This is a genomic window from Streptomyces diastaticus subsp. diastaticus (genome assembly GCF_011170125.1).
GTDB lineage: Bacteria > Actinomycetota > Actinomycetes > Streptomycetales > Streptomycetaceae > Streptomyces > Streptomyces diastaticus.
The window spans coordinates 715,025-731,210 of record NZ_BLLN01000003.1 but is presented as its reverse complement, the minus strand read 5'-3'; the positions used below and the strand labels follow the sequence as shown (position 1 = coordinate 731,210).

The window sequence follows — 16,186 nt, the reverse complement described above, 5'->3', positions numbered from 1 at the left end:
CGCCACCGACAACCGTCGGCGTCAGCGCCGCTGCCCGGCGTGCGGGCCGGTTCGGCGCCGGATGGCCGGACGGGCCGGGGGCCGGGCCGCCCGGTGGTCGCGGGAGCCGTGGCCGGGGCGTTCGGGAAGGGGGCGGGACGCGGCGCGGCGGTCCTCGGTGGGCGGCAGGCGGTAGCTGTCGCGGACGGGGACGCGGTAGCCGGGCGGCGGCGGTGGGCCGGGCGCCACCGCGCCGCTGACCATGCGCGGGTCCAGCACCACCACGACGCCGGCCAGGAGCAGGAAGAGCAGCGGGCCGATCATGAGCGGGGCGATCAGTCGCCCGGGCGGGTCACCCCCGGAGTCGGCGACCGGGTGAAGATGGACGGAGGCGGCGGCCATCCCCACGTAGTGCATACCGCTCACGCCGAGCCCCATGAGCACGGAGGCGCCCACGCTCCAGCGGAATCCGCGGACCTGGACGGCGGCCCAGAGGGAGGCCGTGGCGGCGGCGACGGCGATGAGGACGGAGAGCGTCACGAGCGGAATGGAGTACTCCAGGCTACCGTTGAGACGCATTCCAGCCATCCCGAGATAGTGCATGGAGGCAATGCCCAGACCGGTGACCGTGCCGCCCGTGAACAGGGCGGAGCCGGTGGCGCCTCGGTAGCCCACGACGAAGATCCCTACTCCGACCATGACGATGGCGACACCCAGACTGGCGAAGGTCGTCGGCACGTCGTAGCGGACCGGGGTCCCGGTGACGGAGAAGCCCATCATGGCGATGAAGTGCATGGTCCATATACCGGAGCCGATGGCTCCGGTCCCCAGCGCGAGCCATCCCGGCCGCCAGGTCCGGGTCACCAGCAGCGACCTCGTGGTGCAGCGGAGCCCGAGCGCCCCGCCCAGGCAGGCCATGAGGTACGCCGCCACCGGCGTCACCAGGCCGTAGCTGAATCCGTCGACCGTCCCCTGCATACCGGTCTGCCTTTCCTCCCCTGTGGAGATCCTTCCGGTCCCTGACCACTTCGCGCGGCGGCTGCCCGGCGAAGTGTTCGCGCCATCATGCGCCCTGGCCCCGACAGTCCGGCACAGCCCCCCGGCCGAACGCGTTCCCCCGCGTACCGCCAGGCAGCGACCCGTGGCGCACTTGCGGCAGAGAGTATGACGCACAGCGAACGTACGACCGATTTTGCGGCAAAGAAACGCACCTCCGACACACCTTCATCGCCTCACCGCACCGAGACGCACCACTTTGTTCAACGTGTGGCCATCCCGCACCTGCCCGCAATTGGCCCCCGACTGTCACTCTCGAGCGGTCAACGATCACTTTGAGTGAGGAGACCCCCCGTGTTCGCTCGCCCCCTCTCCCTCACGGCCGCTCTGCTGCTGGCAGGCACCGCGCTCGTGGTCCCCGCTCGCGCCGCGTCCGCCGCCGCCCCCACCGCCCAGGCATCCTCCGGGTCCTCGGCGAGCCCCCGTCTCTCGGTGCGCCCCGTCGCCGGCCCCGGCGGCGGCCCCGTGCTGGTGGCGCACCGCGGGGCCTCCGGCTACGCCCCGGAGAACACGCTCGCGGGCATCGACAAGGCCCGCGAAATGGGTGTGCGCTGGGTCGAGAACGACGTGCAGCGCACCAAGGACGGTGTCCTGGTGGTGGTGCACGACACGACGCTCGCCCGCACCACCGACGCCGAGGAGGTCTTTCCGGACCGCTCGCCGTGGAACGTCAGGGACTTCACCTTCCGGGAGATCACCCGGCTGGACGCGGGCAGCTGGTTCGGCCCGCGGTACAGGGGCGCCAAGGTGCCCACCCTGGACCAGTTCCTGGAGCGCATGAGCCGCCAGCGGCTGAACCTCCTGCTGGAGCTGAAGGCGCCCGAGCTGTACCCGGGCATCGAACGGGAGACGCTGACCGCGCTGCGCCGGGCCGGCTGGCTGGACCGGAGCCACGTGCGGAACCGCCTGGTCGTGCAGAGCTTCGGCGCCGACGCGGTCCGCCGCGTCCACCAGTTGCGCCCCGACGTGAAGACCGGGTTCCTCGGCACCCCGGCCCAGGCCGAGCTGCCCGCGTACGCCGCCTTCGCCGACCAGATCAACCCCACCCACTCGGCCGTCACCGCCTCCTACGTGGATGCCGTCCAGGCCCTGAAGGGCCCGCACGGCAAGCCGCTGGAGGTCTACACCTGGACCGTCAACGACGCCGCCACCGCACGCCGGGTGAACGACGCCGGGGTCGACGGCGTCATCACCAACTTCCCCGACGTCGTGAAGGACGCGATCGGCTGACCCGGGCGGTCCCCGGCGGTCCGCTCCGGGCCCCCGGGCTGTCGGTGGGCGCCCGTACGGTGGGCCCGTGACCGACGACTGCCCGGAGATCCCCGCACGGCGGGCCGACTGGACGGTGCTCGACACCCCGGTCGGCCCGCTCCTGCTCGCCGCGACCGCCCGCGGCCTGCTCCACGTGGCCTTCCACGCCCGGGGAGCGGCCCTGCGCCGCGCCCTCGACCGCCTCACCGCGCACCTGGGCGCCGCTCCGGTCGAGGCGCCGCACGCGCCCTCGCTGGCGGCGCCGCGCGAGGAACTGACGGGCTACTTCGCCGGCCGGACCCGCGCCTTCCACCTCGACCTCGACTGGTCGCTCACCGAGGGTTTCACCCAGGAGGCCCTGCGACGGCTCGCCACCTCGGTGCCGTACGGCAGCGTCACCGGGTACGGCGAGCTGGCGCGGGGCTGCGGCCGGCCGGGCGGGGCGCAGGCCGTCGGCATGGCGATGGGCGCCAATCCGCTGCCCGTGGTGGTCCCCTGCCACCGGGTGGTGGAGAGCGACGGCGGTCTCGGCGGTTTCAGCGGCGGCCTGGAGACCAAGCGCAGCCTGCTCGCTCTGGAAGGGGTGTTGCCGGCCCCGCTGTTCTGAGCCCGCGCGAAGCCTGGTTCCCTGCCGCCGGACGCGCTGCCACACTGCTGCGGTGGACATACCCGACGGCCCCGTGCGCCCGACCCTCCCAACGCCCGCCGCCCGCCCCGCTCACCCGGTGGGCCCCGAGGAACTGGCAGCCCTGCGGCGCCGGGTGACCGGGGTCCTGGTGGCCGGGCAGATCCTCGGCGGACTCGGGGTCGCCGTCGGGGTGGCGCTCTCCCCGCTGCTGGCCCGCCAGGTCGGCGGCACGGAGGCGGTGGCGGGGCTCGCGCCGACCGCCACGGTGGCGGGCACGGCCCTGCTCTCCGTCCCGCTCGCCGCACTGATGACGGCGCGCGGCCGCAGACCGGGGCTGGTGCTGGGATACCTGATCGGCGCGGCCGGCGCCGGGGTGGTGGTGGCGGGCGCGGTGCTGGAGCACTTCGTACTGCTGCTGGTGGGCATGGCGGCGTTCGGCGCCTCTTCCTGCGCCAACCTCCAGTCCCGGTTCACCGCCGCCGACCTCGCCGAGCCGGACCGGCGGGCGAGGGCGATCTCGCTGGTGGTCTGGGCGACGACGATCGGGGCGGTGCTCGGCCCCAACCTGGCCGCTCCGGCCGGGCGCAGCGTCCGGGGGCTGGGGGTGCCGGAGGCGGCGGGCCCGTTCGTGTGGGCGGGCGTCGTCTTCCTCGCCGCCGCCCTCCTGGTGGCCGTGCTGCTGCGACCCGATCCCCTGCTGACGGCGCGGGCGCTGGACCCGGGCGCCGACCCGGCACCGAAGGGCCGCTCCTTCCGGGCGGCGGCGGCCGCCGTACGGGCCTCGCCCCGGGCCCGGCTGGCACTGGCCGCCATCGCGGTCAGCCACACCGTGATGGTGTCGGTGATGTCGATGACCCCGGTGGCGCTCGGCCACCACGGCGTCGGCATCGAACTGATCGGCCTGGTGATCAGCGGGCACATCGCGGGGATGTACGCGTTCTCGCCGCTGATGGGCCGGCTCGCGGACCGGGGCCGGCTGCCGGTGATCGGGCTCTGCGTGGCCCTGCTGGGGCTCGCGGCGCTGCTCGCCGGGACGGCGGGCGAGAGCCACGGCCGGACGGCGGCCGGGCTGTTCGTGCTGGGGCTCGGCTGGTCGGCCGGGCTGGTGGCGGGGTCGGCACTGCTGACGGACGCCGTGCCGCAGGCGGCGCGCCCCGCGGTCCAGGGCCTGTCGGACCTGACCATGAACGCGGCGGCCGGGATCGGCGGCGCCGCGGCCGGGCTGGTGATGGCCGGAGCCGGGTACGGCGTGCTCAACCTGTTCGCGGCCGCCCTGCTGCTGCCGCTGACGGGCCTGATGATGTACACGACGCTGACCGGCGGCGGCCGGAAGCAGGCCGCGCCCGCCGCTTCCCGGGTGTACCCCGCCGGGCGGGGTACACCGAAGCCGGGCGACGGCCTGCCCCAGCAGGTTCAGGCCCCGGCCGCCCCGGAGGAGTCGCCGGCGCCCGGCTCCTCGTCGTAGTGCCGGGCCTCGATCACGTTCCCGTCCGGGTCGCCGAAGTAGAAGCTGCGGGTCGCCGCGCCCCGCGCGCCGAAGGAGCCCCGGCCGGTCCCGGAGACGGGTGCGCCGAGCCGTTCCAGCCGGGTCGCCAGCGCGTCGAACTCCGCGCCGGTGAGGGCGACGCAGAAGTGGTTCAGGGGGTGGCCGGAGCCGGTGCGGGCGCCGGGGAACACCTCGGTGCGCGGGGCCATGGTGTGGGGCATCAGGTCGAGGATGGTCTCGTCGTTGAGTCGTACCGACGGGAAGGGGGCCTCGCCCGCGGTGAACTCGGCGAGGCGCAGCGGCTGGGCGGCGAGCGCGTCCTCGTAGAAGACGGCCGAGGCGGCGGGGTCGGCCACCCACAGGACCAGGTGGTCGAGCCGGGGGCGCTGTGTGGCGGTGGACGGTTCGGCGGTCGGGGTCATGGGGGTCAGTCTGGGGCGCCGGGGGCGGTGTCACAAGGAGATCGCCCGCCCCGCGCGCCCGGCCGGCCCGGCAGGCGGGTTCTCCGGCGGCCCGTCAGCCGGTCCAGGCCGGGCGCGCGGGATCGTCCAGGCGGACCACGACGTCGGCGCCGGCCGCCGGTTCGGCCTCCTCGGCGTAGCGCGCGAGGGCGGGCAGGGTCCACTGCTCCCCGGCGGGGGTCCGGCGGCGCAGGGCGGCGGGCGTCAGGTGCAGGTGGACGGTGAGGTCGAAGGGGAACCAGCGGCCCAGCAGCATCGGCCCGTGCAGCAGCAGGACACCGCCCGGGGGCAGGGCGCGGCGGGCGCTGCGGGTGGCCCGGTCGGTGGCGGGGTCCCACAGGTCGGGCAGGACGGTGCCGCTGCCGCCGTCCTCCAGCGGGCCGAAGACCTCGCGCCACAGGGCGCCTTCGTCGAACCAGCTGTCGCGGTAGCTGTCGGGGTCGTGGTGCCCGTACTCGTAGCGCAGCGAGGCGGGGCGCAGGAAGCCGTGGGTGTCGACGGTGAGGACGGGCCGGCCGCGGGCGCGCAGCCGCTCGGCGAGTTCGGCGGCGAGCCGCCCGGGGTCGGCGGCGGCCGCGGCGTCGAGGCCGACCCTGGTGCGGCCGGCGCCCTCGGCGGGGGCCAGGCTGTCCACGCGGGCGGCGAGCAGGTCGGCGAGGCGGTCCCGGCTGATCGGTTCGAAGCGCACCTTCCCATCCTGCCCCGGTGGCCCTGGTGCGGCCCGCCCGGCCCTCGCCACGGGCGTCCGGGCCGGCGAGGAGGCCGGTCCGGACGAGGGCCCCGTCACCCGTGCGCCGGGAAGTCGTCCGGCGCGAAGGGGGCCTTCACCACGCACCGTCGCGGCGGTGGGCGGCGGGGTGGTGGCCGGGGCCTCTCCGCCCTCTCGGCCGGCCCTGGTGACGGGCCCGGGAACCGGTCCGGGGTCGTGCCGCCGGTGGCGGCCCTCCACCCGGCGGGCAGGTTCGGGGCGCCGGACCGCCGGCGTCCCGTGCGACAACCGGTCGGCCGCCCAGGCGCCGGCGGTGACGCGCTCTGACGGGGCTGCACGCCGAGGGGGGCGGTGGCGCACCACGCCCGGCGCCGCCCGCCCGCTTCGCGGCGGCTTGGCCATGGCGGGGAGCCCGACCGCGCCATGGCGTACGGCGCGGGGCGGTACGCCGAGGTCAGGGCTTGCGGGCCACCGCGACCCAGCCGGGGATCGGGTCGTCACCGGTCACCTCGACCCGCTCGCCCAGTTCGGGGCGCCACTCCGCGGCCAGCGCGACACCGGGCTCGACCAGGTCGAGGCCGTCGAAGAAGCGGCCGAACTGCTCGCGGGTGCGCGGGGCCAGGGTCAGGCCGCGTTCGGCGTAGAGCCGTCGGGCCTTCTCGGCGCCCTCGGGGTCGAAGTCGGAGGCGACGTGCGAGACGACGAGGTGGCTGCCGGGGGCGAGTGGCGCCACCAGGTCGCGGACCAGCTCGTAGGCGCCGTCCTCGTCGGAGACGAAGTGCAGGAGGGCGTTGAGGGAGAGGGCGACCGGCCGGGAGAAGTCGAGGACCTCGGCGGCCTGTTCGACGATGCTCCGGGGTTCCCTGGCGTCGGCCTGGAGGTACTCGGTGACGCCCTCGGGGGTGGAGCGGAGCAGGGCCTCGGCGTGCCGCAGGACGATCGGGTCGTTGTCGGTGTAGACGACCCGCGAGTCGGGGGCGGTCTGCTGGGCGATCTGGTGGAGGTTGGGCTCGGTGGGGATGCCGGTGCCGATGTCGAGGTACTGCCGCATACCGCCGGGGCCGGCCAGCCACCGTGTGGAGCGGTGCATGAACGCCCGGTTGGTTCTGGCCATGTCGCGGCCGCGGGCGTCGAGGGTGAGGAGCTGGCGGGCCATCTCCTCGTCGACCGGGTAGTTGTCCTTGCCGCCGAGGAACCAGTCGTACATGCGCGCCGGGTGCGGCTTCGTGGTGTCGATGTACACGGAGGTCGGTTCCTGCCCGGTCATGCGCGCTCCCTGAGGACGAGGGTTCGGAGGGTCGCAAGGCGGCCCGGCGGCCGGTCCGTCCGTTGCGCAGGAGCTGAGTACACGTGATCGGCCCGGGGACGGCAAGGGCCCTCGGGCACCTGGCCGGTTCACGACGGTGGGTGGCGCACGAGGGCCCGTTGGGCGCGGGAGGCGGGTGGCTCAGGAGATCAGGAAGTCGGCCTTGCCGGTCTTGGCGCCCTGGATGAAGGCGCTGATCTCACCGTGGGTGTAGATGAGCGCGGGCCCGTCCGGGTCGGCGGACTGGCGCACCGCGACGCGCCCGTCGTCCAGCCGCATGGCCTCCACGCAGTTGCCGCCGTTGCCGCCGCTCCAGGGCTTGCGCCAGCCGGAGGTACCGAGTTCGCGGGCGGGCATGCCGCTGTATATCGGGGACCGGTCCATTAGTACTCCTTGCGGAGATCCTTGAGGATTTCCTTGGTGCGATGTGCTGTCGCGGCGTGCGCCGCCATACGGTCCATGACCTCCAGGTAGGTGACCACCTCGGCGCGGGCGTCGAGATAGACGGCGCCGGTCAGGTACTCGCTGTAGACCATGTCCGGAAGTTCCGGTTCGCCGAACCGGAAGAGGACGAAGGGCCCGTAGGTGCCCGGATGGGGGCCGGACGTGAACTCGGCGACCTGCAAGGTGACGTGCGGCCGCTCGGCCACTTCCAGCAGTCTGTCGACCTGGGCCCGCATCACGGATGGTTCCGCGACGGGCCTGCGCAGCGCCGTCTCGTCCATCACCACCCAGAGCCGGGGCGCGTTCTCGCGCTCCAGCAGCTCCTGCCGCTGCATCCGCAGGGCGACGTGGCGTTCGATGTCGTCGGGGCTGGTCTGCCCGACCGCCCCGGACAGGAGGACGGCCCGGGCGTAGTCCTCGGTCTGCAGGAGCCCGGGGACGAAGTGCGGTTCGTAGCTGCGCAGGAGGGTCGCGGCGCCCTCCAGGCTCACGTACATGCTGAACCAGCCGGGCAGGATGTCGTGGTAGCGCTGCCACCAGCCGGGGCGGTTCGACTCCTCGGCGAGGGTGATGAAGGCGTCCGCCTCCTCGTCGCCGACTCCGTAGGCCTTCAGCAGGAGGTGCAGGTAGGGGATCTTGAGGGCGACCTCGGCGGTCTCCATCCGGCGCACGGTGGCGGGGGCGACCCGCAGTACGCGCGCCGCCTCCTCCCTCTTCAGTCCCGCGCCCTCGTGCAGGTCCTGCAGGCGTCTGCCCAGCACGACCTGGCCGACGGTCGGTGCGGACCGCGGTTCGCTCACGTCGACCTCCACTGACGAGCTGTTAGCGAGCAGTGTGCCATGCGCATCGACCGGAGGACACTGCACTGTGCACTTTTCAGAGTGACCCTTGCCAAGTGTCTGCGGCGCGGCGATAGTGGCTGTCGTGACTCCGCCCGCCCCCTTAGCTCCCGCCGTCCGCCCCCCGCACGGCGCCGCCACCGAACGCTGTTGCAGCTTCGACGTGGCGGCCCACCCGCGTTCGGCCTCCGAGGCACGCAGACTGACCCGCGAGCGACTGGCGGGCTGGCCCGTGTGCGCCGACACTCGCGAGGCGGCCGACCTGGTCGTCTCCGAGCTGGTGACCAACGCGATCGTGCACACCACGAGCCGCCGCATCACCTGCGAGTTGCGCAGTGTGCGCGAGGGCGAGTGCCTGCGGATAGCCGTACGGGACGAGGGGCACTCCGGCTCCGGGCCGCACCCCGGTGAGGGCAGACCCGCCGAGGAGCACGGCCGGGGCCTGCTGCTCGTCGCCGCCCTCTCCACCGCGTGGGGAGCCCTGGAGGCGGAGACCGGCACGGGACTGACCGTCTGGGCGGAACTACCGGCGCGACCGTCGCACGACCTGGGAAGCGGGGCCTGAACTTGCGGACACTCACATCGCGACGGCTGAGCATGGACACGCTGACGAGGCTCTCCCGGTCCCGGCGGAGCGTCCCCCCGCCGCCCCGGCGTCTGGAGCTGCCGCCGGGCATGCGCACCCAGCTGGGCTGCGACGCGGTCGGCATCCCGGAGGACTTCTCGCACCGGATCATGACCCGCCTCCCGCGCGTCGGCTGCGTCTACGCCGACCAGGGGCTGTGGTGGTGGGTGGTCCCGGCCGGGTCGGACGTCGCGCTGGAGTGGCCCATGCCCTCGTACTACTCGCCGGGCGCGCTGCTTCCCGAGACGGACGCCGCCCCGATCCTGCTGCACTGCCCCGACGGCGACGCGCCCTACACCCCGCCCATCCCGCTGTACCTGGCACTCTGCCGGCTCACCGGCACCACGCCCGCCTGGTCGCGGACGGTCGGCGCCGGCCACCTCCCGCCGCCCCGGAGCGGCGAGGGCTGACCCGCACGAGGGCCCGTCACCGCGGGCCACCCCGCCCCGCCCGTGTGCGCGGGGATGCGAGCATGGCTCCCCGTGACCGAACAGCTCTCCGCCCGCCAGGACGGGCCCGCCGAGGAGGACGGCTGGGGCGACCGCGCCGGGGACACCGCGCTCACCATCCCGCTCCCCGCGCTGGACCCGCTGGTGACCACCGGCATCCGCGCCCACGCCACGGTGCTCTACCCGTTCCTGCCTCTCGTCCGCGTCCGCCCCGGCTCGGCGGACCCCGATGGCGCGGACACGGCCCTGCGCGCCCTGTTCGCCTCGCACGCCCCCTTCACGCTCCGGTTCGCCGCTTTCCGTGAGGAGCCGGGGGTGCTGTTCCTCGCCCCGGAACCCCCCGGACCGCTGGCCGCCCTGACCGACGCCGTGCGTGCGCGCTGGCCCGAGGCGGTGCCGTACCGGGGGATCTTCGGGCCCGAGGGGCTGGACCCGCATGTCACGGTGGCCCACGGCGAGGAGTTCGGCGCCGTCCGGGCGCGGCTGGCTCCGGCGCTGCCCGTCGCCTGCCACGTCACCGGTGTCCGCCTGATCGTCCACGACGGGCACACCTGGCGGGACCGCCTCACCTATCGGCTCGGGGGGCCCGCGCGGCTCAGGTGAGTGCCGCCCCCAGCACCAGGAAGGTGCAGATCAGCACGGCGAGAACGGCGAGCAGCGGCGCGACGAACCGCAGGTAGCGGTGGTAGCCGACCTTGGCCAGCGCGACTCCGCCGATGGTGACGGCGGTGGTCGGCACCCAGAGGTTCATCCAGCCGCTGGCCGACTGCCACGCGGTGACGACGACCGCCCGGGAGACTCCGGCGAAGTCGGCGAGGGGCGCGAGGACCGGCATGGAGAGCGTGGCGTGGCCCGAGCTGGAGGGGATCAGGAAGGCGAGCGGGAGGTTGACGACGAAGACGATGATCGCGAAGAGCGCCGAGGAGGTGCCGCGCACCGCGCTCTCCACCGAGTGCAGCACGGTGTCGGTGACCCGGGCGTTGTTCATGATCACGGTGACCCCGCGGGCCAGCACGATGACCAGTGCCGGGGAGATGAAGTCCCCGGCGCCCCGGACCAAAGTGGCGCTGATCCGCTGCTCCCCCATCCGTCCCACCAGCCCCACCAGCACGGCGGCGCACAGGAAGAGCGCCGCGAGCTGCGGGAAGGACCAGCCCAGTTCGAAGCCGTACGGCCCGGCGCCGGCGTCGCCGGTCAGCGCGCTGGACCAGGGGACGACGGAGAAGACCATGAAGGCGAAGACCAGGCCGACGACGACCAGCACGGCCCGGTGCGGCCCCGTCAGCACGGGCGGCTCCCCCGCCGCCTCGGCCGCCTGCTCGCGGTCGCCGGGCAGGAAGCCGCTGAGCGAGCGGGACGCGTCGCGCCGCACCCGGCTCGCGTACCGGGCGACGTAGGCGATGGTGACGGCGGTGAGCACCACCCACATCGCGGCGCGCAGCGCGATGCCGTCGCCGAGCGAGATGCCGGCGGCGGAGGAGGCGACGCCGGTGGCGAAGGGGTTGACGGTGGAGCAGAGCACGCCGGTGCCCGAGCCGAGGATGATGGTTCCGGTGGCCACCATCCGGTCGTAGCCGAGGGCCAGCATCAGCGGGACGATCAGGCCGTAGAAGCCCAGGGTCTCCTCGGCCCAGCCCTCGACGGTGCCCAGCAGCGAGAAGACCGCCATGATCCCGGCGATCAGCAGCGTCCCGCGGCGGCGCAACCGGTGGGCGAGGCGGCTGATGCCCCGGTCGAGGGCACCGGTGGCGAAGACGACGGTGATGAAGGCGCCGATGGCCAGGACGAAGAGGAAGACCCCGGCACTGCCGTACAGCTCGCCGCTGAGGTCGGGGCCCACCTCTCCGGTGTCGGCGTCCTGGATGCCGTAGAGCCCGTTGACCGGCGCGAGGAAGAGGTCGTTGAACCGGTCGGTGAGGCTCCGCCCGGTCTCGGTCCGGTGGTACGTCCCCTCGACCGGCGCGCCGTCCGCGTCCCGCTCGTACTGGCCGGAGGGGATGAAAAAGGCCAGCAGCCAGACGGCGAGGGTGACGGCGGCCAGCACGGTGACCGCGTCGGGGAAGACGAACCTCCGCCTCCCGCCGGGAGCGTCCCCGTCGGCGCCGGTCCTCTCAGCGGGGGCGGGGCCGCTCACCGCGCCTCCCCGGCCCGGCGCCGCTCGTCGGCGAACCGCCGGACGAAGGGGCTGAGGGCGAGGACGGTGCCGCGCGGTTCGCCGAAAAGGACGCGCTCGTCGTAAGCGTGCGGGTCGCGTCGGGAGTCCTGGGCGCCGAGGAGCAGCCCCTCCACGCCACATGCGGCCTCGGCCAGGTCGTCGGCCGGCGGGACCGGGCCACCGGTGGCGGCCTCCTGGTCCGGCTCGCCCCAGCCGTCGCGCGGCGCCTCACGGGCGGCCCGGCAGGCGGGACCGTCGGCGGCGGCCCGGTAGCCCGCGCCGGTGTCCGGCAGGGCGCTGTGCGGGACCGAGGCCCGCTGGAGCAGGTCCGCGACGAGGTCACCGGCGCGCCGCCCCGGGCCCCCGGGGCGGCCGGGGAAGGCCGCCGAGTCGATGGCGGCCGGCCGCGCCAGGTCTCCCCCGAGCCCGCCCGTCAGTGCGTCGGCCCTGCGCTGCGGGTCCATGCCACCCCCTCGGTCGCCCGTCTGCGAGGACGGGACAGCCTGCTTCGCCCGGAACAGCCCGCATTATCCGCAGAGGTCCGGGACGGCGTCGGGACGGCACGCCGAAGCCCCCGTTCTATGCTCGACCCATGGCTACGGAGGCTTCGCAGAGCGGTGGTTCGGTACGCGTGGACGTCTGGATCTGGGCGGTACGGCTGGTCAGGACCCGGTCGGCGGGGGCGTCCGCCTGCCGCGCCGGGCACGTCCGGGTCAACGGCGAGCGCGCCAAGCCCGCGCAGCCGGTCCGCGTCGGCGACGAGATCGCCCTGCGCCAGGGCGGGCGCGACCGCCTGGTGAAGGTGAGCACCCTCCTGCGCAAGCGCGTCGGCGCCCCGGTCGCCGTCACCGCCTACGTCGACAACAGTCCGCCTCCGCCGCCCCGCGAGGCGGTCGCCCCCGCCGGCGTACGCGACCGGGGCGCGGGCCGGCCCACCAAGCGGGACCGCCGTGAGATGGAGCGGCTGCGCGGCACGGCCGACTGAGCCGTTCCCGCTCTTCCCCGCCGCGGGTTCGCCACCGGACAAGAGAGCGGAGGTGAGGGCGGTGCGAGCAGGCCGCGTGGGAACCGAACCGACCACCGCGAGGCGTCCGCTCCGCGTGCGCCGGACCCTCGCGTCCGCCGGACCTCCGCCGGGTGGTCGCCTTCCCCCTGTCGACGAACGGCGCTGGGCGGCACTCTGCGCCATCCTCCGGCTGGTCACCGTCCTGGACCTCGCGGTGGTCACCCGCCGCATCCGCCACCACACCCGGCCGCCACCGCTGATCCCGCCGGCGACCGGCACGGCGAGCGGAGCGGAGACCCGGCCGCCGTCAGGCGACCACGGCTGCGCTCACGAGCGGCCGGGCGACGCCCCGGGCGGCCCGAGGACCATCTCGCGCTCCACCTTGGCCGGGTCGCCCTTCATCGGGACGGTCTGGCCGGAGGGCACGAACCCGAACCGGCGGTAGAAGCGCTCGGCTCGCGCGTTGTCCTCGTGGACGTACAGGCGCGCCCGGGACACCCCCGCGAGGGACCACGCCCACGTGAGGGCCGCGTCGAAGAGCGTGTCGATGACCCCGCTGCCACGGCACTCGGGGCGGACGAACACCCCGACGAGGTGCGCCTGGCGCCGCGAAACCGTCCCGCCGAACATGTCGGCACTGCCCGGCTCCTCCAGACGCACCGTCACCGTGCCGCTCCAGGTCCCGTCCGGGCCCTCGGTCACGAACTGGCGCACCCGGGTCCCGGCAGCCGCGCTCTCGGCGCGTTCCCGCCACACGGAGTCCGGCGCGGCGGCCGCCCGCTCGTACGTCTCCAGGAAGGCGAGGTGGGCCACCGGGTCCTTCAGTGCCGAGAGCCGCAGCTCCTTGACCTGTCGCCACTCGTCGGCGCGGACCGGGCGGACAGGGCCCCCGGGCCGGACATACTGCTTCATGCCGCCGCACCCTACGGGAGAGCCGCTCCCGGTCACCACCGCATTTCCGCAGGTCCGCGCCGTACTCGGCGAGCACCGCAGGTCCCGCAGGGCGGCGACGACCCCCGCTAGGACCTGTCCGGCGGATCTTCGTGGGTCCGCGACGCCTGGCACGCACTCTCGCCGCAGGCTGCGCCACGAAGATCCGCCGGACAGGCGCTAGTCGTCGAAGCGCGCCGCCGCCAGGTACTCGGGCTTCGGGTCGAGGGCGGCGGCTAGGCGGAAGTGGCGGCGGGCCTGCTCGGGGCGGTTGGCCCGTTCGTAGGTCCGGGCCAGGGCGAAGTGGGCGAAGGCGTTGTCCGGCTCGCGCTCCAGCACCACGGTGAACTCCAGCTCGGCCGCCCGCAGCTGCGCCGAGAGGAAGAACGCGCGCGCTCGCAGCAGCCGGGCCGCCGTGTGCTCGGGATGCCGGCCGATCACCGAATCCAGCAGCTTGACGGCGCCCCGGGGGTCCCGGGCGGCGAGCAGCTGCTCAGCCGCCCGGTAATCGATGACGTCCGTCTCCGGACTGCTCTCGGCCACCCCGGCCCCTTTCCTCGTCCCTACGCGGTCCCTGTACGCGAACAGCCTTCACATGCGGGAATGTTCCACCCAGGCGGGCGGTCAGCGGCCGGCCTTGGCCCGCTCCTCCAGTTCGGCCCACACCTCGGCGACCCTCCCCCGCAACTCCTCCAGCGACACCTCGTTGTCGATCACGATGTCGGCGACGGCGAGCCGCTCCTCGCGCCCGGCCTGCGCGGCCATCCGCGCCCGGGCATCCTCCTCGCTCATGCCGCGCGACCGTGTCAGCCGCTCCACCTGCGTTCTCGGCTCCACGTCCACCACGATCACCAGGTCGTAGAGTTCGGCGAGCCCGTTCTCGGCGAGCAGCGGCACGTCGTGCACGACCACGCCGTCCTTCGGGGCCTGCCGCTGGAGCTCGGCCGACCGGGCTCCCACCAGCGGGTGGACAATGCCGTTCAGCACGGCGCGCCGCTCGGGGTCGGCGAAGACGATCTCGCCGAGTCTCGGGCGGTCCAGCGAGCCGTCGGCCGCGAGCACCGACTCACCGAACGCCTCGACCACGGCGGCGAGCCCCGGGGTCCCGGGCTCCACCACCTCGCGGGCGATCCGGTCCGCGTCCACCAGAAGCGCTCCGTGCTCCACCAGCAGCCGGGACACCTCGCTCTTCCCCGCCCCGATCCCGCCCGTCAGCCCCACGATCAGCACGCCCGCGCCTCCTCCGGCTCACACTGCCCCGCACCGGCGGCGGGGCGCAGGCAGCCTAACGCCCGGCCGGCCCCGCACCGCGGCCTACTCCCCCTCGCGCTCCGCGAGGAACTTCTCGAACTCGCGCCCGATCTCCTCGGCGGACGGCAGGTCGGCGGGCTCGGCCAGCATGTTGCCCCGTGCTCCGGCCCCGGCCACCGCGTCGTACTGGTGCTCCAGCCCTCGCACCAGCGCGACCAGTTCCTCGTCGCCCTCGCCGACCTGCCGCTCGATCTCGGTCTGGGTCCGCTGCGCCTCGGTGCGCAGGGTGTGCGCGACGGTGGGCAGCACGAGGCCGGTGGCGGAGGTGATCGCCTCCAGCGCGGTCAGCGCGGCGTCCGGGTAGGCGGACCGGGCGATGTAGTGCGGGACGTGGGCGCCGACGCCGAGGACGTCGTGGCCGGTCTGGATGAGGCGGTACTCGATGAGCGCCTCGACGCTGCCGGGCACCTGCGCCTGGTCGAACGGGGTCGGGTGGCCGGGAACCAGGTCGGTGCGGTTGCCGTGCGGGGTGAGGCCGACCGGGCGGGTGTGCGGGACGCCCATCGGGATGCCGTGGACGCTGACGGTCAGCCGCACCCCGAGCCGTTCGACGATCTGCTGGACGGCGGCGGCGAACCGCTCCCACTCCACGTCGGGTTCGGGCCCGGAGAGCACCAGGAACGGGGCGCCGGTGGCGTCCTGCACCAGGTGGAGTTCGAGTCCGGGAACCTCGTAGTCGGTGTAGCGGTCGCGCTTGAACGTGAGCAGCGGGCGCCGCGCCCGGTAGTCGATGAGCCGGTCGTGGTCGAAGCGGGCGACGAGCTGGTGCGGGAGGTTGTCCAGCAGCTCGTCGACGATCTGCTCCCCGGTCTGCCCGGCGTCGATGTATCCGTCGAAGTGGTAGAGCATGACGAGCCCGGCCGACTCCTGGGCCAGCGCGGTGTCCACCGCCGCGAGGCCCTTCGACTCCCATGCGTACAGATCCTGCGGGTCTCGATGCTGCACTGTGACCGTTCCTCCTCGTGTCCGTAGGACAGAACGCCCCGCGCGGCGCGGGCATTCCCGGCCGTGGCCGTTTCCGCCCGGTGAAGACGCCTCCCCCGCACCGGCATTGGTCCGTACCTTGACAGGGTCACGTCCCGGCTCCAGCGGCACCGCGCCGACGCGCGACCGCCGGCCCGTACCGCTCCTCGACAGGCCCGAGGGGGTGCCTCCGTGTGAACCGCCCGTCCCCCGCCGGCCGCCGTCCTCGCCTCGGCGGTCCTCCCGCTTTCCGGTACCGGCCGCCGTGACCGAGGTGGCCACGGCCAAGGAGCTGAAGGCCGCGCTCGCCGTGCACCCCGGCGACAGTGCCCGCCCCGCCGACGGCACGTACACCGACGGCTTCGCGACAGGCCCGCCCCGCCACCGCCGGCGCCCGCGTCCCCCCGACCGGCTCGCCGCGCCGTACCGCCCGGCCAGGCCGACCGCTCCACGACCGTGCGCGCCTCGGTCACGGTGGCCGGCTGGCAGGAGCCTCACCGGCATTCCCGTCCCGCCGCGCCCGTGCCCGGAAACGGCGGAAGGCCCGCTCCCCCCGAGGGGAGCGGGCCTTCCGTGCGGGCTTGTCAG

At 74.6% G+C, this 16,186-nt stretch carries 20 protein-coding genes; 8 read left to right on the top strand and 12 right to left on the bottom strand.

Going from position 1 to position 16,186, the window contains the following annotated elements; all coding sequences use genetic code 11:
* Positions 1-21: 21 nt before the first annotated feature.
* Complete coding sequence (locus Sdia_RS11640; RefSeq protein ID WP_100453174.1) at positions 22-957, bottom strand: MHYT domain-containing protein; 936 nt, start codon at positions 955-957, stop codon at positions 22-24.
* Between the two features lie 372 nt (positions 958-1,329).
* Between Sdia_RS11640 and Sdia_RS11635 the strand changes: the two genes are divergently transcribed.
* From Sdia_RS11635 to Sdia_RS11625, 3 genes are all read left to right on the top strand, one after another.
* A complete protein-coding gene (locus Sdia_RS11635; protein ID WP_115068574.1) occupies positions 1,330-2,265 on the top strand; it encodes a glycerophosphodiester phosphodiesterase in 936 nt (311 codons plus the stop codon).
* Positions 2,266-2,332: 67 nt separating this feature from the next.
* Entirely contained in the window at positions 2,333-2,893 is a 561-nt protein-coding gene (locus tag Sdia_RS11630) for a methylated-DNA--[protein]-cysteine S-methyltransferase (RefSeq protein ID WP_115068575.1), read from the top strand.
* A 73-nt stretch (positions 2,894-2,966) separates the two neighbouring features.
* Entirely contained in the window at positions 2,967-4,379 is a 1,413-nt protein-coding gene (locus Sdia_RS11625) for an MFS transporter (RefSeq protein WP_371874263.1), read from the top strand.
* Here Sdia_RS11625 and Sdia_RS11620 read toward each other — a convergent pair.
* The 5 genes from Sdia_RS11620 to Sdia_RS11600 all read right to left on the bottom strand — a co-directional run bounded on the left by Sdia_RS11620 (position 4,328) and on the right by Sdia_RS11600 (position 8,120).
* Positions 4,328-4,822 (bottom strand): VOC family protein, encoded by a 495-nt coding sequence (locus tag Sdia_RS11620; protein WP_100453171.1) that lies wholly within the window; start codon positions 4,820-4,822, stop codon positions 4,328-4,330. The genes Sdia_RS11625 and Sdia_RS11620 overlap by 52 nt on opposite strands.
* 94 nt (positions 4,823-4,916) lie before the next feature.
* Positions 4,917-5,549 carry a nucleoside/nucleotide kinase family protein gene (locus Sdia_RS11615; RefSeq protein ID WP_100453170.1) on the bottom strand — a complete coding sequence of 211 codons (633 nt, stop codon included), beginning with the start codon at positions 5,547-5,549 and terminating at the stop codon, positions 4,917-4,919.
* A gap of 475 nt (positions 5,550-6,024) precedes the next feature.
* Positions 6,025-6,837: an SAM-dependent methyltransferase gene (locus Sdia_RS11610; protein WP_100453169.1), complete on the bottom strand. Its 813-nt coding sequence runs from the start codon at positions 6,835-6,837 to the stop codon at positions 6,025-6,027.
* 180 nt (positions 6,838-7,017) lie between these two features.
* The gene (locus tag Sdia_RS11605) at positions 7,018-7,260 is read right to left on the bottom strand and encodes a DUF397 domain-containing protein (RefSeq protein ID WP_003947485.1); all 243 of its coding nucleotides are present in this window, start codon (positions 7,258-7,260) and stop codon (positions 7,018-7,020) included.
* Positions 7,260-8,120 carry a Sco1979 family transcriptional regulator gene (locus tag Sdia_RS11600; protein ID WP_189499982.1) on the bottom strand — a complete coding sequence of 287 codons (861 nt, stop codon included), beginning with the start codon at positions 8,118-8,120 and terminating at the stop codon, positions 7,260-7,262. The genes Sdia_RS11605 and Sdia_RS11600 overlap by 1 nt, the downstream gene beginning before the upstream one ends.
* A 124-nt stretch (positions 8,121-8,244) precedes the next feature.
* Here Sdia_RS11600 and Sdia_RS11595 point away from each other — a divergent pair, with 124 nt between their 5' ends.
* From Sdia_RS11595 to Sdia_RS11585, 3 genes are all read left to right on the top strand, one after another.
* Positions 8,245-8,724 carry an ATP-binding protein gene (locus tag Sdia_RS11595; RefSeq protein ID WP_229830586.1) on the top strand — a complete coding sequence of 160 codons (480 nt, stop codon included), beginning with the start codon at positions 8,245-8,247 and terminating at the stop codon, positions 8,722-8,724.
* A gap of 32 nt (positions 8,725-8,756) precedes the next feature.
* Complete coding sequence (locus Sdia_RS11590; RefSeq protein WP_100453166.1) at positions 8,757-9,194, top strand: hypothetical protein; 438 nt, start codon at positions 8,757-8,759, stop codon at positions 9,192-9,194.
* 72 nt (positions 9,195-9,266) lie between these two features.
* Positions 9,267-9,836 carry a 2'-5' RNA ligase family protein gene (locus Sdia_RS11585; protein ID WP_181844015.1) on the top strand — a complete coding sequence of 190 codons (570 nt, stop codon included), beginning with the start codon at positions 9,267-9,269 and terminating at the stop codon, positions 9,834-9,836.
* On the opposite strand, the gene Sdia_RS11580 is transcribed toward Sdia_RS11585, so the two are convergent.
* Together Sdia_RS11580 and Sdia_RS11575 are read right to left on the bottom strand one after the other, a co-directional pair.
* Positions 9,829-11,367 carry a YfcC family protein gene (locus Sdia_RS11580; RefSeq protein ID WP_185392901.1) on the bottom strand — a complete coding sequence of 513 codons (1,539 nt, stop codon included), beginning with the start codon at positions 11,365-11,367 and terminating at the stop codon, positions 9,829-9,831. The two genes, Sdia_RS11585 and Sdia_RS11580, sit on opposite strands and share 8 nt — an antisense overlap.
* Positions 11,364-11,852, bottom strand: coding sequence for a hypothetical protein (locus Sdia_RS11575; protein ID WP_100453164.1), 489 nt, complete (start codon positions 11,850-11,852; stop codon positions 11,364-11,366). Before Sdia_RS11575 ends, Sdia_RS11580 begins: the two co-directional genes overlap by 4 nt.
* Positions 11,853-11,980: 128 nt before the next feature.
* Between Sdia_RS11575 and Sdia_RS11570 the strand changes: the two genes are divergently transcribed.
* Entirely contained in the window at positions 11,981-12,373 is a 393-nt protein-coding gene (locus Sdia_RS11570) for an RNA-binding S4 domain-containing protein (protein ID WP_100453163.1), read from the top strand.
* Positions 12,339-12,839 (top strand): DUF6343 family protein, encoded by a 501-nt coding sequence (locus Sdia_RS29755; protein ID WP_308435890.1) that lies wholly within the window; start codon positions 12,339-12,341, stop codon positions 12,837-12,839. The genes Sdia_RS11570 and Sdia_RS29755 overlap by 35 nt, the downstream gene beginning before the upstream one ends.
* On the opposite strand, the gene Sdia_RS11565 is transcribed toward Sdia_RS29755, so the two are convergent.
* The 4 genes from Sdia_RS11565 to Sdia_RS11550 all read right to left on the bottom strand — a co-directional run bounded on the left by Sdia_RS11565 (position 12,722) and on the right by Sdia_RS11550 (position 15,580).
* Positions 12,722-13,306: a GNAT family N-acetyltransferase gene (locus Sdia_RS11565; RefSeq protein WP_100453162.1), complete on the bottom strand. Its 585-nt coding sequence runs from the start codon at positions 13,304-13,306 to the stop codon at positions 12,722-12,724. The genes Sdia_RS29755 and Sdia_RS11565 overlap by 118 nt on opposite strands.
* Positions 13,307-13,504: 198 nt before the next feature.
* The gene (locus Sdia_RS11560; RefSeq protein ID WP_100453161.1) at positions 13,505-13,867 is read right to left on the bottom strand and encodes a tetratricopeptide repeat protein; all 363 of its coding nucleotides are present in this window, start codon (positions 13,865-13,867) and stop codon (positions 13,505-13,507) included.
* Positions 13,868-13,948: 81 nt separating this feature from the next.
* A complete protein-coding gene (gene coaE / locus Sdia_RS11555; protein WP_100453160.1) occupies positions 13,949-14,554 on the bottom strand; it encodes a dephospho-CoA kinase in 606 nt (201 codons plus the stop codon).
* Between the two features lie 84 nt (positions 14,555-14,638).
* Complete coding sequence (locus Sdia_RS11550) at positions 14,639-15,580, bottom strand: PAC2 family protein (RefSeq protein ID WP_115068577.1); 942 nt, start codon at positions 15,578-15,580, stop codon at positions 14,639-14,641.
* Between the last annotated feature and the right edge of the window lie 606 nt (positions 15,581-16,186).

Bases quoted from the DNA above. Each gene is read 5' to 3' on its own strand.
- Sdia_RS11640 (WP_100453174.1), bottom strand. From the start codon at position 957: ATGCAGGGGACGGTCGACGGATTCAGCTACGGCCTGGTGACGCCGGTG.
- Sdia_RS11570 (WP_100453163.1), top strand. From the start codon at position 11,981: ATGGCTACGGAGGCTTCGCAGAGCGGTGGTTCGGTACGCGTGGACGTC.
- Sdia_RS11565 (WP_100453162.1), bottom strand. From the start codon at position 13,306: ATGAAGCAGTATGTCCGGCCCGGGGGCCCTGTCCGCCCGGTCCGCGCC.
- Sdia_RS11590 (WP_100453166.1), top strand. From the start codon at position 8,757: ATGGACACGCTGACGAGGCTCTCCCGGTCCCGGCGGAGCGTCCCCCCG.
- Sdia_RS11575 (WP_100453164.1), bottom strand. From the start codon at position 11,852: ATGGACCCGCAGCGCAGGGCCGACGCACTGACGGGCGGGCTCGGGGGA.
- Sdia_RS11610 (WP_100453169.1), bottom strand. From the start codon at position 6,837: ATGACCGGGCAGGAACCGACCTCCGTGTACATCGACACCACGAAGCCG.
- Sdia_RS11620 (WP_100453171.1), bottom strand. From the start codon at position 4,822: ATGACCCCGACCGCCGAACCGTCCACCGCCACACAGCGCCCCCGGCTC.
- Sdia_RS11605 (WP_003947485.1), bottom strand. From the start codon at position 7,260: ATGGACCGGTCCCCGATATACAGCGGCATGCCCGCCCGCGAACTCGGT.